The organism is Aliidiomarina sp. B3213, assembly GCF_003290085.1.
Lineage (GTDB): Bacteria > Pseudomonadota > Gammaproteobacteria > Enterobacterales > Alteromonadaceae > Aliidiomarina.
Genome location: NZ_QMKJ01000002.1, coordinates 825,236 through 839,943, shown reverse-complemented (window position 1 = coordinate 839,943; position 14,708 = coordinate 825,236). Strand labels below are relative to the sequence as shown.

The window sequence follows — 14,708 nt, the reverse complement described above, 5'->3', positions numbered from 1 at the left end:
CTTTTAGAAGCAATATTGTCGCAACGTGTGTACAACACCTATATCATTATGAGAGTTCCACGATAAAGATCAAACATGCCTATGTTTTCGTTTTTAAAGTCTAATTTGGGTCAGTATGCCGTTATCACTGGCAACTACTGGGCGTTTACGCTTACCGACGGCGCTCTACGTATGTTGGTTGTGCTCTATTTTTACCAATTAGGGTACAGCGGATTAGAAGTCGCTTTGTTGTTCGTGTTTTATGAGTTCTTCGGCATTGTGACCAACTTATTTGGGGGTTGGCTGGGTGCAAAGTGGGGATTAAATCGAACCATGAATATAGGCTTAGCGTTGCAAGTGCTTGCGCTTTCGATGCTGCTGGTTCCTACTGCGTGGCTCTCTGTGATCTGGGTTATGGCGGCGCAAGCGCTTTCGGGCATTGCCAAAGATCTCAATAAAATGAGTGCCAAAAGCACCATAAAAACCTTAGTGAGAGACACTGAGCAGTCTAAACTTTACAAATGGGTCGCTATTCTTACGGGTTCGAAGAACACGTTGAAGGGTGTTGGCTTTTTCCTTGGCGGCTTAATGCTCACGCTAGTCGGTTTTCAAGGCGCAATTCTAATTATGGCCATCTCCTTAACTGCGGTTTGGGTTTCAAGTTTATTGCTACTTAAGGCAGACACCGGTAAAGCCTCGTTTAAACCTAAGTTCTCTGATATTTGGTCGAAGAGCAGGGCGATTAACATGCTGTCTGCGGCACGTTTGTTTTTGTTTGGTGCGCGCGACATTTGGTTTGTTATTGCATTACCGCTTTTCTTGGCAAGCCAGCTTGCTTGGTCACACTGGCAAGTAAGCGCTTTTCTTGCGTTTTGGGTTATAGCTTATGGCTTTGTGCAAGCACTTGCGCCTCGGTTTGCTCAAGCAAAACATCTATCGTTTTGGGGCATTTTACTGGCGCTAACACCTGCTGCTATTGGCTTTTATTTAGCGAACCAGCAAGCAGAAACCACCAGCCAAGTATTAGGTTATGCACTGATATTAGGACTTGGGTTATTTGGGCTTTTGTTCGCCGTAAACTCGTCTATTCACAGTTATTTAATTGTGTCTTCAGCAAGAGCCGATGGCGTTTCGCTCGATGTGGGTTTTTACTATATGGCGAATGCTGCAGGAAGGTTATTGGGTACGGTGCTTTCGGGTTGGATTTACCAAACAGCAGGGCTGGTGCCCTGCTTAATTGTGTCTAGTTTATTCTTATTGTTGGCAACCGCCATTGTTGGCGGTTTACCCAAAACTGCTGATGTGTAGAGAATTAGTTTGCTTGCTGAAACCGAGCTATGAAGGCTTCCGATTCGGCAATAGACGCTTCCATATTCTCTATTAACGTTGCGACGTCGCTTTGAATACGACCCAACTCACCTTCTAGCGCGCCAATCGCCTGCGCGTTCAAGTTATGTTTAAGAAACAATACTTGGTCGCGGAATGCGCTAAGTACAGGTGCCATACGCGATTCAGCCTGGCGCATACGTGAAATTAAGCTGTCGTACTGGCGCTGTGTTTCACGCATTTGCTGTTCACTCATACGACGGTAATTCGCGTTTTCGTATTGGTTAAGTTCGTCTTCCCATTCTTCAAAAAGATCGTGCGCTACACGCTCTACGTCGTTAATGCGGTCAGTTACGTCTTCTGCGGCTTTTTCACTGTCTTCAAACGCATTGTTTAAACGACTATAAGTTCTGCTGAGTTCTGTTTCGGGTGTACCTACCACAGTTTGAAACTGTTCCAAAGCAGAGCGAAACGTTTCTTGTGCTTCATTCTGTGCATCTCGAGCATTGCCCACCCGATCCACCAAAATATCACGTTTTTCAATGCCGAACTTTTCCATGGTGTCGTAATACACGGTAGTGCAACCGAATAAAAACAACGACATAACAAGGGTAACAAGCGCTTTCATCTGACATTCCTATCATTTAGCCAAACACGTTGGGAATATTCTTTCATACCCCAAACGGAAAAGGTACAAAGTTAAATACAGTGTAAACGTGAATGAGTTGTTTTGCATAAGTTTGGCAGTGGTTTGCTGCTGAGAATTCAAAGCAAAGTTATTACCCAACTTATAAACCCGCACAGTAGCACCAGAAGCCAAGGTGACAATTTCCAATACTTCAATGCAATAAATGCAGCTAAAGCTAGTGCTAGAGACTGGGCGTTAGTTATCGAGCTTGTCCACACTGGGTTGTAAAAAGCAGCAAGCAGTAAACCGACAACGGCAGCGTTCACTGCGCTCAGAGACGCTTGCATTGTTGTGTTGGTTCGCAGCGTCTGCCAAAACGGGAGCGCGCCGAATACCAACAGAAACGAAGACAGGAACATAGCTACAAGGCACAGTAAGGCTCCTGCCCAGCCGTTAATTGAGGCTCCGAGGAAGGCCGCGAAGGTAAATAGAGGGCCTGGTACTGCTTGTGCCGTTCCATAGCCGGCCAAAAAGGTGGTTTCGCTCACCCACCCGGTGGCAACAACTTCGGATTGCAATAGAGGTAACACAACATGACCGCCGCCAAATACTAGAGCACCAGCGCGGTAGAACGCGTCGACAACTGCAAGCCATTGTTGAGGGAAAAAGAACTGTAACGTGGGCAGCGCTAGAAGTAAGGCCAAGAACAACACCAACCAAAGCACCCCACTTCGCTGGCTTATGGGTACGTGAAAGTGGGTTTGCTGCAGTTGAGGTTCAGTTTTAAAAAGGAAGCGACCTACAATCGCTGCAATTCCAATAACAGCGACTTGCCCCCAGGTCACGGGTAGTAATAAAACTGTTAGTGCAGATAAAAGCATTAATAGAGTCTTTGCTTTTCCACGACACAAGCTTTGAGCCATACCCCATAACGCATGGGCTACAATGGCAACAGCCGCAATTTTTAAACCTTGTAAGACACTTAAAGGAATACTGTCACCGAAGTGGGCAAGACCTAATGCAGTAAGAGTCATCATGAGTGCAGAAGGAAGCGTGAAACCAACCCAAGCGGCTAGTGCGCCCGAATAGCCACTGCGAGTAACCCCGAGAGCAATACCCACTTGGCTACTTGCAGGACCAGGAAGAAACTGACAAAGCGCGACTAAGTCTGCGTAATTGGCGTCTGAAAGCCATTTTCTGCGATTCACAAACTCTTCGCGAAAATAACCTAAGTGCGCAACAGGGCCGCCGAAAGAGGTTAAGCCCAGCCGCAAGAAAATAAGAAATATGGATAGTGGGTGAACACGGTTTTCTGTGTTATCCATGCATTATTTCCCGATACAGAAAGACCCAAATATCTTGCCGAGCAAGTCATCACTGGTGAATTCGCCGGTAATCTCGTTCAGGTGAGATTGAGCGAGACGTAGTTCTTCAGCAAGTAATTCGCCTGCTGCGAACTCATGGAGTTGCTCTTGCCCGGTTTCAAGATGGCTTTTTGCTTTTGCGATGGCGTCGAGGTGCCTGCGCCGCGCCATAAAGCCACCTTCTATGTTGGTGTTTAACCCCATGCTTTGTTTTAAGTGATCACGTAGCAAATCTATGCCGTTGCCTGTAGAAGCGCTTAAAGATATTACGGGTATACCTTCGTAGTCGGCTTCGCCTATGCTTTCACCGGTTAGGTCTACTTTATTACGAACTACGCTAAAGGGCATGTTTTCTGGTAATCGGTGGAAAAACTCCGGCCAAATATCATGTGGGTGTATTGCATCGGTTTCGGTGCTGTCTACCATAAATAACACGCGGTCCGCTTGTTCAATTTCCTGCCACGCGCGTTCAATACCGATTTGTTCTACTTTGTCGGGGCTTTCCCGAAGGCCTGCGGTATCTATAATATGAAGCGGCATACCATCGATTTGAATATGCTCGCGAAGTACGTCGCGAGTCGTACCTGCTATGTCGGTTACAATCGCTGACTCCCTACCGGCAAGGGCATTCAGCAAGCTCGATTTACCTGCATTGGGACGCCCGGCGATAACGACGCGCATTCCCTCTCGCAAAAGCTGACCTTGTTTGGCTTCTCCCTCAACTTTGCTCAGTGATTCTAAAATTGCGCTTAAGTCGCCAGCGACTTTACCGTCGCCGAGAAAGTCGATTTCTTCTTCTGGGAAGTCGATTGCTGCTTCTACGTACATACGTAATTGAATAATGGCGTCTACTAGTTGGTCGACACGATGTGAAAAAGCACCTTGCAAGCTTTGTAGCGCCATTTTAGCTGCTTGTTCAGAGGTGGTTTCAATAAGATCGGCAATGGCTTCGGCTTGCGCTAAGTCGAGCTTGTCATTGAGAAAAGCGCGCTCACTAAATTCACCTGGTCTTGCGGCTCTGGCAAGTTGCGTCTCAAGTATGGCGCGAATAAGCATGTCTATAACGACTGGACCACCGTGCCCTTGCAACTCCAAGACATCTTCACCTGTGAATGAGTTTGGGCCCTCAAAATAAAGTGCTATGCCTTGGTCTAAAAGCGTGCCTTGGGGATCTTTAAACTCGGTGTAATGGGCAAAACGTGTTTTCGGTGTAAAGCCTAATATGTGCTTCGCTATGGCTTTTGCGTGAGTACCACTTACACGAACAATACCCACACCACCTTTCCCAGGAGGAGTGGCTTGGGCGACTATGGTGTCAAAATCAGTGGAATGTGAGTCGTGCGTACTCATGCCGTGCTACCTTTGAGCGTTGAAAGGCATAGTATAACGAGTAAAACAAAGGGTTGCAGTATTAGTGTTGCGCGTACTGATCGCGAGAAATAATTTCGCGGATTTGTTCGGTAAGGGGTTCTACCAAGTCTTCATGCGACTTGTGAATATAATGATAAAGCTCCCAACGCTCTAAGTCAGGCTGTACAAGATAAACATTGGGCAGATTCATTTCTTCAAATACCGGTGCTGCAATATCGCCAGGTACTACGAATACTTCTGACCGACCGTTTGCTAACCGGCGGAAGCCTTGTTCAATAGTGGTTACCGGATTCCAAGGGATATCACCTAATCTACTGGCAAGTACGTTTGTTCCAGCGACAAGGTCGATTCGTCTTCCAGCCAGTTGTTCCCAGCTTGTTGGCTTAAAGTCGGGATCATTGGTGTAAGCGACAGCTGAAGTGTAATGATAAGGCACTTGAATGCGAATCATACCGTCGGAAATAACCTCGTTGGTTCTTGCTAGTTCGGCGTCGATAATTCTGCCGCGATTACTCTCATACCAGCTTCGTGCATAGGGCAAGTTCAGAAGTTCAACTTCATATCCAAGGTTTCTATAAGCTTCTGACACAATTTGGAATGTTCTGTGACTTTCTGACACTTCGGTCATAGAGCCTATGACTAATGTCGGCTTAGTAGAAGTGGAGCGTGACTGAATGCTGTCGACAATAGCGTTGTCTACATCAGGGGTTAGGTAAACACTGCTGTCGCTTTCTGTTGTGTTCGAGTGAAGTTTTGCAGCCGCGAGCACGGAAGTGACTAGCAGAAGAGCTAGTAAAACTTTCATTATGTTCACTATATTCCTTGCGCTAACCACTTGCGATTTCCAACCTTGTAACAGCGTTTTATTAATCCATTATCACGCTAGATGTTTTGTTTCTAAAATTCTAATCAAAAACATTAACGAATGTTAGAGAATTGTAACATCTGCTTTTTTTGCTGTCACCAAAAGAAAACCCCAAGCTCATCAATGAACTTGGGGTTTTTAGAGTCTTTACGCTTACTTAGCTTAAGCTTTTTTCGTGCCTAAGCCTTTTTTGTCCAGTTGGCGATATATCCAAAGCATTTGGCTAATCGATATAAGGTTACTCACCAACCAGTAAAGCACTAGGCCTGCAGGGAAGAATAGGAAGAATACCGTAAACATAATCGGCATCAGCTGCATAATCTTCTGCTGCATTGGGTCGGTCATCGGCGTTGGCTGTAGGCGTTGCATAAGGAACATGCTGGCGCCCATGAGTACCGGTAAAATGTAATACGGGTCTTTACTTGAAAGATCGTTAATCCAAAGCATAAAGTCTGCGTGGCGGATTTCCGGGCTTTCTAGCAGCACCCAGTAAAGCGCTAAGAAAATAGGAAGCTGTAACAACATAGGCAAGCAACCACCAAGTGGGTTTACCTTTTCGTCTTTGTACATCTTCATCATCGCTTGCGACATTTTCTGTCTGTCGTCGCCAAAGCGCTCTTTCAATTCTTGCATGCGCGGTGCAATTTTGCGCATTTTTGCCATAGAGGTGTATTGCGCTTTTGTTAGTGGGTATAAAGCACCTTTTACAACAAGCGTAACCAGAATAATGGCAAAGCCCCAGTTGCCTACAAAGCTATGTAGGAATGAGAGCAACCAGTGAATAGGCTGTGCTAACCACCACAAGAAGCCGTAGTCTACGGTTAGGTTCAGGTGCTGCGCTAGCTCTGCCAAACGGTCTTGGTTTTTCGGACCCATATAAATGCTGCTTTCGAAGGTTTCTGTAGCACCTGCAGCAATCGTTTGTGTTGGACCAACGTAACCAATAAGCGCATTGCCAGAATTCGCTAAGTTAGTTGTGTACAGACGATTGTTCGCTTGTTGATTCGGTACCCAAGCCGTTACAAAGTAGTGCTCGAGCATAGCTATCCAACCAGCTTCTGTTTGACGGCTTAGATTTCTCTTCTCAATGTCTTTAAAGCTGTACTTTTCATAGCGTTCGTCAGAAGAAGAGTAAGCAGCACCGCGGTAGGTAGGCATAAACATGCTGCCACTATCCGCATTAGCTACAGTTTGTTTCAACTGACCATAAGGCGCCATTTGAATGTCACCACCGGTGGTATTTCGAACTTGGTGAGCTACTTCAATCGCGTAGTCGCCGCGGTTGAAAGTAAATGTTTTAGTTACTTCAACGCCGTTTTCGGTAACGTAAGTCAGTGGAACTACGAAGCGGTCTTCGCCGTTCATTACGTATTCGCGCTGCGAAGCTTGATAAAGTGGACGGTTATCCGCTCGGTCGATACCGTTAGGACCGATTAAACCACTTTGAGCGATGTGCACATGTCCAGGGTCTTGGAAAAGAATGGTGTAGCGCTCTTGTTCGCCCAGCGTTCTGGCGTGCTCAAGGAGTTCACTGCGCACAATGTCACCACCGCGAAGCGCAATTTCAATTTCAAACACGTCGGTGCGAATAACAACGGTGTCGCTATTATTGGTTTCGCTAGCTTCTGGTGTGCCCGATGCGTCGGCAACAGGTAAGGTAGAAGACTGAGAACCTGCCTCTGGAACTGAAAATTCGGCATTGCCACTCGTTGTTTGAGCAACCGTTTGAGTGTTCTGTGCTGCCGGGTTAGAAGCGTTCACACCGGGAGTATTGCTTGGGTCTTCAAGAAGCCATTGCTGGTACATGAAGAACGACAATACAAGTAGCAAGATAACTAATATTGTACGACGCGAATCCATAATTAATGTGTCTCTTTTTTCGTGTTTTTTTGTGAATTTTTTTCTGGCACCGGGTCGAACCCACCGGGATGACCAGGGTGACATTTACTAATTCTTCTAGCCGCTAACGCAATTCCTTTTATCACACCATGAGTGCGAATGGCTTCGATTGCATATTCAGAACATGTAGGAACAAAACGACACCGCGGCCCTAATAGTGGACTAATTAGGAGCTGGTAGAGTCGGATAAGTCCGATACATATTGCTTGCAGCGCTTGCTTAATTTTCGCCATAAATAATCGCTTAAATCCCTTAGCGCAGACTTGTCTAACTCTGTCACTCCAGGTTTGGCGATGACGATAATATCAAAGCCAGTTAATTTGTGCTGCTTTAACCGAAAAGATTCACGAATAATTCTTTTAATTTGATTTCTCTGCACGGCAAGCTTTGCATTTCGCTTGCTTACGGTAATACCTAATCTAGGATGCGAGAGCTGATTGGGTTGCGCAAGCAAAGTTAAATGCTTACTGACCGCTTTGACAGGAGGTTGGTTAAAGACTTGCTGGAAATGCGCGGGAGTTAACAGACGTAACTCCCGAGGATAGGCAAACTGCTTATTCACTCAGAGACCTGAGCTAACTGCAATTAAGCAGTTAGGACTTTACGTCCTTTCGCACGACGACGTGCTAGAACTTTACGTCCGTTTTTAGTTGCCATGCGAGCACGGAAACCGTGGTCACGCTTACGCTTTAATACACTCGGTTGAAATGTTCTTTTCATTGCTCTAATTCCGCTTAGTTAAATACTTGTTCACTATTGTCTTAGTGAGGTGCTCAGCGAAGTTAACTACTTGAGCTAACTTCCTTCACTCACGTTCGTTCACGTGAATGTAAAATTACGTGGTTGAACCGTGTGTCAAAATGAGCGCGGATTCTACCGTTAAAAAGGATCTGTGTCAAACCTAAAAGCGATCTTTTCCCTGTGGATAACTGCGATAAAATGCAGGTAAAAAGGTGGCTTCCAAGCAGCGAATTTCGTATGATGGGGGAATAGTTTTCGCGGTGATCAAAGACGTACAAAACGTTCTTTATAAGAGTATAAAAATACACCGCTAGGTCATTTTTTAGCCTTTTAAATTGAGCAGTTCAAACACTTAGCATGCTATGCGTGTATGTGAAGCGCTTTACGTACGGCTCTGTTTAAAGTGGTTCAGGAGAGATGAGTGGGTTCTTCTTTGTGGCAGCAATGTCTTTCTCGCCTTCAAGGCGAGCTTGCGTTGCAACATTTCAATACTTGGATTCGTCCATTACAAGCAAGTATTCAAGAGAATACCTTGTTTTTGTACGCACCAAACCCGTATGTCATGGAATGGGTTAAAGACAAATACCTGAAACAAATTATCGGTTTCTTGCGTGAGAGCGCGGGTGACAAAGCACCTAATGTGGAATTGAAAGTAGGTTCTATAAAAGAACAGCCGAGTCAGGCGTCAGAGAAACCTCGCAAAACTGAGCCAACAAATAAAAGGCAGCAGCCTGTAACAGCAGAGAAAGCAGACCGCCCAAGCTCATTGAATAATAGTAACTTGGTTAAAGCTCATCGCTTTGAAAACTTTGTTGAGGGTAAATCTAACCAATTAGCTAGAGCAGCAGCTTCACAAGTTGCAGAGAAGCCGGGTGAAGCCTACAACCCCTTATTTATATATGGCGGTACGGGATTGGGTAAAACTCACCTTCTGCACGCCGTTGGAAATGCCATCCTAGAGAAAAAGCCCGACGCGAAGGTTTATTACTTGCGGGCTGAGCGCTTTGTGCAAGAAATGGTTTATGCCATGAAGCACAACAAAATCGACGTATTCAAAGAGAGTTATCGCTCTGTGGAGGCGTTGCTCATCGATGACGTTCAATTCTTCGCTAAGAAGGAGCACTTCCAAGACGAGTTTTTTCACACTTTTAACTGGCTACTTGAGGGTAACCAGCAGGTTATTTTAACCAGCGACGTTTATCCAAAGGAGATAGAAGGCCTAGACGACCGACTAAAAAGTCGTTTTGGTTGGGGTCTTACCGTGGCGATAGAGCCGCCTGATTTACCCACTCGTGTAGCTATACTTGAGAGAAAGGCGGAAGAGCGGAAAATAAAATTGCCTCCGGAAGTGTCCTTCTTCATTGCAAAGCGGCTGAGAACTCACGTACGTGAGCTTGAAGGTGCACTGAACCGTGTTGTAGCAAACGTGAATTTAACGGGCCGAGACATTACTATTGAATTTGTTAAAGACGCGCTTCGTGATTTGTTGATGGCACAAGACAAAATGATCACGATTGACAATATCCAGCGCACAGTGGCCGACTACTACAATATTAAAATTACCGATATTGTCTCAAAGCGCCGCAGCCGCTCAATTGCGAGGCCAAGACAGGTGGCAATGGCATTAGCGAAAGAGTTAACGAACCATAGCTTGCCGGAAATTGGTGAAGCTTTCGGGGGGCGAGACCATACAACGGTTTTACACGCGTGTCGTAAGGTGAAAGAACTCATTGAAGAAGACCACGAAATTCAACAAGATTATAGAAACTTGAATAGAACATTATCTGTATAGAATTTCACTTTGTAGGTAAGCATTTAAGTACTAGGTTCGCAAAGAATAAAAATAGGAGAGCCAAATAATGAAACTGAACATAAGCCGTGACGCACTACTTAAACCCTTGCAAGTTGTGAGCGGTGCTGTGGAAAAGCGCTCAACTTTACCTATTCTTGGCAACGTATTGATCCAAGTTAGTGAAGACTCACTTCGAATGACGGGCACAGATTTAGAGGTTGAGTTGGTTTCGGCTATTACTTTAGAGCAGGCTACGCCTGGAGAGTTAACGGTGCCAGCGAAGAAGCTCCTAGATATCGTGCGTACGCTTTCTGAAGGTTCAGACATAGTACTTGAAGGCTCTGAAGATAAGGTGATTGTTCGCGCAGGGAAGAGTCGCTTTACGTTAAGCACATTGCCAGCTGCAGACTTTCCAAACATTGAAGACTGGCAAAGCGAAATTCAGTTTCAAATTTCACAAGGTAAGCTTAAAGCGCTTATCGAAAAAACGCATTTCTCCATGGCAAACCAAGACGTTCGTTACTATTTGAACGGGATGCTATTCGAAGTGAACGACAATGTATTACGCACTGTAGCAACAGACGGCCACCGACTGGCTATGGCTTCTGAAGAGTTAGAGCAAAGTTCATTACCGCAGAACCAAGTTATAGTTCCTCGTAAGGGCGTTACAGAGCTTCTTCGTTTGTTGGACGATTCGGACTCAGTAGTAGAGCTTTCGATTGGTCAAAACCATTTACGTATTAATACTGCGGGAATGTCTTTCACGACTAAATTGCTAGATGGTCGCTTCCCTGACTATCGACGTGTTATTCCAAACGGCGGTGAACGCATTGTTACTGGCGATAGAGATCTGTTAAAGCAGTCATTCCAACGGGTAGCCATTCTTTCTAACGAGAAGTTTCGTGGCGTACGCGTAGCGCTTACCGCAAACGAGATGAGTTTGGCAACAAATAACCAAGAACAAGAGCATGCGGAAGAGAAAGTAGAAGTCGACTACCAAAATGCTGAAATGGAGATTGGGTTCAATATCAATTATGTGGTTGATGTACTGAATGCAATTGAGGGCGATACGGTTAAGTTTATTTTAACAGACGAAAATAGCAGCGCGCTTGTTGAAGATAACGCGGACGACAGAGCGCTTTACGTGATTATGCCAATGCGCCTGTAGTGTGAAATGCATATTAGTACGCTTTATATCGAGAAGCTAAGAAACTTAACGCAGGTTAATTTAGACAACGTTGGCACAGTTAATATCGTTTTCGGGCAGAATGGCTCAGGGAAAACGAGTGTTTTAGAGGCAATATACTGCCTCGGTTTTGGTCGTTCGTTTCGAACTCATCAAAGCAAACAAATCGTGCAAGCGACAGAAGAAGCGTTTACGGTGTTTGCAAAACTTAAAGCGGACACTGCGGATAACAGAGAACATAGAATTGGTTTTTCACGGTCGAGAACTGGCGAGTCGCAAATTCGCATAGACGGTGAAAGTAGGGTTCGGTTTTCAGAGCTAGCGCAATATACGCCTGTTCAATTGATTACTCCAGAAGGTGTAGCCCTTGTAACTGATGGACCAAAAGCAAGGCGTCAGTTCATGGATTGGGGCTTGTTCCACGTGGAACATGCGCAATATCAGCATTGGGTGAATTATTCACGATTGTTGAAGCAGCGTAATACATTGTTGAGAGAAGGGAAGTACTTCTCAGATGGCGGAAGTTACTGGGATAAAGAGCTCATTAAAGCCGGAGATGCGCTTACTCAAGCACGAAAGGCGTATCTGCATAGCTTAAACGAGTATTTAGCAGAATATACCAATAGGTTTTTGCCAGATATTAAATTCGAGTTCAAACTCCTTCCTGGCTGGAGCGAAAAGTATGAAAGCTTTGAGGAGGCTTTGGTTGATAAGCTGGAGTTGGACACAAAGCAAGGTTTTACTAGTGTGGGCCCTAGTAAAGCTGAATGGCTGATTAAGGCTGACGGTGTAGATGCCAAAGAACGCCTATCGAGAGGCCAGTTAAAATTGTTGGTGGCGGCTCTGAGGTTTGTTCAGGGCGACCATTATAAAGCGGTTACCGGTAAGCAATGTGTTTATCTGGTTGACGATCTACCGGCAGAGTTAGACGTCATTAACCAAGAGAAATTATGCAAAGCATTGGCAGATACAAAAAGCCAGGTTTTCGTAACGACAATAGAGAAAGAGAATCTTCTCATGCATTTTAAAAATGATGAGACCCGACTGTTCCACGTGGAACATGGAACAGTTAAAGAAATAACGACAGGATGAAAGTATGTCTGAAGAACAAAATAGCTATAACGAATCCAGTATTAAAGTTTTAAAAGGTCTGGATGCGGTACGTAAACGACCGGGGATGTACATTGGTGATACCGATGACGGCTCAGGTTTGCACCACATGGTTTTCGAAGTGGTGGACAATTCCATCGATGAGGCGTTGGCGGGGCATTGTAATGAGATATATGTAACTATGCACTCAGATGGCTCTGTATCTGTTCGAGATGATGGTCGTGGTATTCCTGTCGATATTCACCCTGAAGAAGGGGTTTCAGCCGCTCAAGTTATTATGACGGTACTTCACGCAGGGGGTAAGTTTGATGATAACTCATACAAAGTGTCTGGTGGGTTACATGGCGTAGGTGTCTCAGTTGTAAACGCCCTCTCGAAACGCCTCGAGCTCACGATACAACGCGCGGGTAAAACCTGGAAGCAAGGTTACGTGCACGGTAATCCAGAGAAAGACATTGAAGTAATCGGTGATACTTCCAAGTCAGGTACAGAGATTAGATTCTGGCCAAGTGAAGAAACATTTAGTGACGTAACGTTCCATTACGACATCTTAGCAAAGCGCCTCCGCGAACTTTCATTCCTTAACTCAGGTGTGTCTATTCGTTTAGTGGACGAGGGTTCAGATCGCTCAGACCACTTCAAGTATGAAGGGGGTATCGCAGCGTTTGTTAGTTACTTAAATGACAAGAAGACCCCTATTCATCCGTCTGTTTTTCAGTTTACGCATGAGCGTGAAGACGGTATTGCTGTTGAGGTTGGCTTACAGTGGAATGACTCATTCCAAGAGCACATCTATTGCTTTACCAACACTATTCCGCAAAGAGACGGCGGAACGCATATGGCGGGATTCCGTTCTGCGTTAACCCGTACTTTGAACAACTATATGGAGCAGGAAGGTTACTCTAAGAAGGCGAAAACTAATGCGTCTGGTGATGATGCACGTGAAGGTTTAACTGCAGTTATTTCCGTGAAGGTACCGGATCCTAAGTTCTCTTCACAAACCAAAGACAAGCTTGTTTCTTCGGAAGTGAAGAGTGCGGTAGAACAAGCCATGGGTGAGAAACTCCAGGAATTCTTGTTGGAAAACCCAACAGATGCGAAAGTTATTGTTCAAAAGATCATAGACGCAGCGCGTGCTCGTGAAGCTGCGCGTAAAGCGCGTGAGATGACTCGACGTAAAGGGGCGTTGGACTTGGCGGGTCTTCCCGGCAAGCTAGCTGACTGCCAAGAAAAGGATCCAGCGCTTTCTGAACTTTATATTGTGGAGGGTGACTCTGCAGGTGGTTCTGCGAAGCAAGGTCGTAATCGGAAGAACCAAGCTATCTTACCTTTGAAAGGCAAAATCCTTAACGTTGAGAAGGCCCGCTTCGACAAAATGCTATCGTCGCAAGAGGTCGCTACATTAATTACTGCGATGGGCTGTGGTATTGGTAGGGAAGAGTATAATCCTGATAAGACTCGTTACCATCGTATTATCGTTATGACCGATGCCGATGTTGACGGTTCTCACATTCGGACATTGTTGCTTACGTTCTTCTATCGTCAAATGCCAGAGCTGATTGAACGTGGGTATATTTATATTGCACAGCCGCCACTTTATAAGGTGAAGAAAGGTAAGCAAGAAACCTACATTAAAGACGAAGCTGGACTTATCCAGTACCTAACTAGCCTTGCCCTAGATAAAGCATCACTTCATGTGAACGCAGATGCTCCGGGCATTACTGGTGTTCAACTAGAGAAAATGGTTCGTGATTACCAGTTCGCTGTAGACACCATAGAAAGGTTAAGTCGTCGCTTGCCTAAGCATATGCTAGAGCGCCTTGTGTATGCAGAGCGATTAACGCCGGAACTTTTAAAAGATAAAGCATACGTAGAAAAGTGGGCGGAGAACTTTACCACTAACCTTATGGACACAGAGAAGGATTCTGCAACCTTTAGTGTGTTCGTAGAAGCTGATGAGGAACGTGGCGTACACTTACCAGTAGTTCGCGTTCGTAGGCATGGTGTAGATCGTGACTTCAACCTGACATACGAGTTCTTGGTATCGCGTGACTATGACCGTATTGCGAGCATTGGTGGTGAAATTAACGGCCTTGTGGAAGAGGGCGGTTATGTACAGCGCGGTGACAAGCAAGAGCCTGTAGAAGACTTTGTAGAAGCAATTGAATGGCTTATCAAAGAATCTAAACGTGGTTTATATGTGCAGCGTTACAAAGGTCTAGGTGAAATGAACCCAGATCAGCTTTGGGAAACTACAATGGACCCAGAAAGTAGACGTATGATGCAAGTTACCATCGAAGACGCGATTGGTGCTGACCAATTGTTTACTACGTTAATGGGTGATCAGGTTGAGCCAAGAAGAGCGTTTATTGAAAGTAACGCGCTTAAGGTAGCTAACTTAGACGTATAGTTCCACGTGGAACAATCATTGAATAGAAGGCCTCTGC

The 14,708-nt window shown here is 45.3% G+C and carries 13 protein-coding genes; 5 read left to right on the top strand and 8 right to left on the bottom strand.

Features of this window, described 5'->3' with window-relative positions:
* Positions 1-81 precede the first annotated feature (81 nt).
* Positions 82-1,287 carry an organoarsenical effux MFS transporter ArsJ gene (gene arsJ / locus DQX04_RS09105; RefSeq protein ID WP_111915692.1) on the top strand — a complete coding sequence of 402 codons (1,206 nt, stop codon included), beginning with the start codon at positions 82-84 and terminating at the stop codon, positions 1,285-1,287.
* A 4-nt stretch (positions 1,288-1,291) separates the two neighbouring features.
* Here arsJ and DQX04_RS09100 read toward each other — a convergent pair whose 3' ends face one another.
* From DQX04_RS09100 to rpmH, 8 genes are all read right to left on the bottom strand, one after another.
* Positions 1,292-1,933 (bottom strand): DUF2959 domain-containing protein, encoded by a 642-nt coding sequence (locus tag DQX04_RS09100; RefSeq protein WP_111915567.1) that lies wholly within the window; start codon positions 1,931-1,933, stop codon positions 1,292-1,294.
* A 137-nt stretch (positions 1,934-2,070) separates the two neighbouring features.
* On the bottom strand, positions 2,071-3,258 hold the full coding sequence (gene chrA, locus DQX04_RS09095; RefSeq protein ID WP_111915566.1) for a chromate efflux transporter: 1,188 nt from the start codon (positions 3,256-3,258) through the stop codon (positions 2,071-2,073).
* A gap of 3 nt (positions 3,259-3,261) precedes the next feature.
* Positions 3,262-4,647 (bottom strand): tRNA uridine-5-carboxymethylaminomethyl(34) synthesis GTPase MnmE, encoded by a 1,386-nt coding sequence (gene mnmE, locus DQX04_RS09090; RefSeq protein ID WP_111915565.1) that lies wholly within the window; start codon positions 4,645-4,647, stop codon positions 3,262-3,264.
* Between the two features lie 61 nt (positions 4,648-4,708).
* A complete protein-coding gene (locus DQX04_RS09085; RefSeq protein WP_111915564.1) occupies positions 4,709-5,473 on the bottom strand; it encodes an ABC transporter substrate-binding protein in 765 nt (254 codons plus the stop codon).
* Between the two features lie 222 nt (positions 5,474-5,695).
* Positions 5,696-7,393: a membrane protein insertase YidC gene (yidC, locus tag DQX04_RS09080; RefSeq protein WP_111915563.1), complete on the bottom strand. Its 1,698-nt coding sequence runs from the start codon at positions 7,391-7,393 to the stop codon at positions 5,696-5,698.
* Positions 7,394-7,395: 2 nt separating this feature from the next.
* Complete coding sequence (gene yidD / locus DQX04_RS09075) at positions 7,396-7,665, bottom strand: membrane protein insertion efficiency factor YidD (RefSeq protein WP_111915562.1); 270 nt, start codon at positions 7,663-7,665, stop codon at positions 7,396-7,398.
* Positions 7,599-7,994: a ribonuclease P protein component gene (gene rnpA, locus DQX04_RS09070; protein WP_111915561.1), complete on the bottom strand. Its 396-nt coding sequence runs from the start codon at positions 7,992-7,994 to the stop codon at positions 7,599-7,601. Before rnpA ends, yidD begins: the two co-directional genes overlap by 67 nt.
* Positions 7,995-8,017: 23 nt before the next feature.
* The gene (rpmH, locus tag DQX04_RS09065) at positions 8,018-8,152 is read right to left on the bottom strand and encodes a 50S ribosomal protein L34 (RefSeq protein ID WP_072154405.1); all 135 of its coding nucleotides are present in this window, start codon (positions 8,150-8,152) and stop codon (positions 8,018-8,020) included.
* 442 nt (positions 8,153-8,594) lie between these two features.
* Between rpmH and dnaA the strand changes: the two genes are divergently transcribed.
* The 4 genes from dnaA to gyrB all read left to right on the top strand — a co-directional run bounded on the left by dnaA (position 8,595) and on the right by gyrB (position 14,671).
* The gene (dnaA, locus tag DQX04_RS09060) at positions 8,595-9,965 is read left to right on the top strand and encodes a chromosomal replication initiator protein DnaA (RefSeq protein WP_111915560.1); all 1,371 of its coding nucleotides are present in this window, start codon (positions 8,595-8,597) and stop codon (positions 9,963-9,965) included.
* Between the two features lie 67 nt (positions 9,966-10,032).
* The gene (gene dnaN / locus DQX04_RS09055) at positions 10,033-11,133 is read left to right on the top strand and encodes a DNA polymerase III subunit beta (protein WP_111915559.1); all 1,101 of its coding nucleotides are present in this window, start codon (positions 10,033-10,035) and stop codon (positions 11,131-11,133) included.
* Positions 11,134-11,139: 6 nt separating this feature from the next.
* Entirely contained in the window at positions 11,140-12,243 is a 1,104-nt protein-coding gene (gene recF / locus DQX04_RS09050) for a DNA replication/repair protein RecF (protein WP_111915558.1), read from the top strand.
* Between the two features lie 4 nt (positions 12,244-12,247).
* Positions 12,248-14,671: a DNA topoisomerase (ATP-hydrolyzing) subunit B gene (gyrB, locus tag DQX04_RS09045; protein ID WP_111915557.1), complete on the top strand. Its 2,424-nt coding sequence runs from the start codon at positions 12,248-12,250 to the stop codon at positions 14,669-14,671.
* The last annotated feature ends 37 nt before the right edge of the window (positions 14,672-14,708 follow it).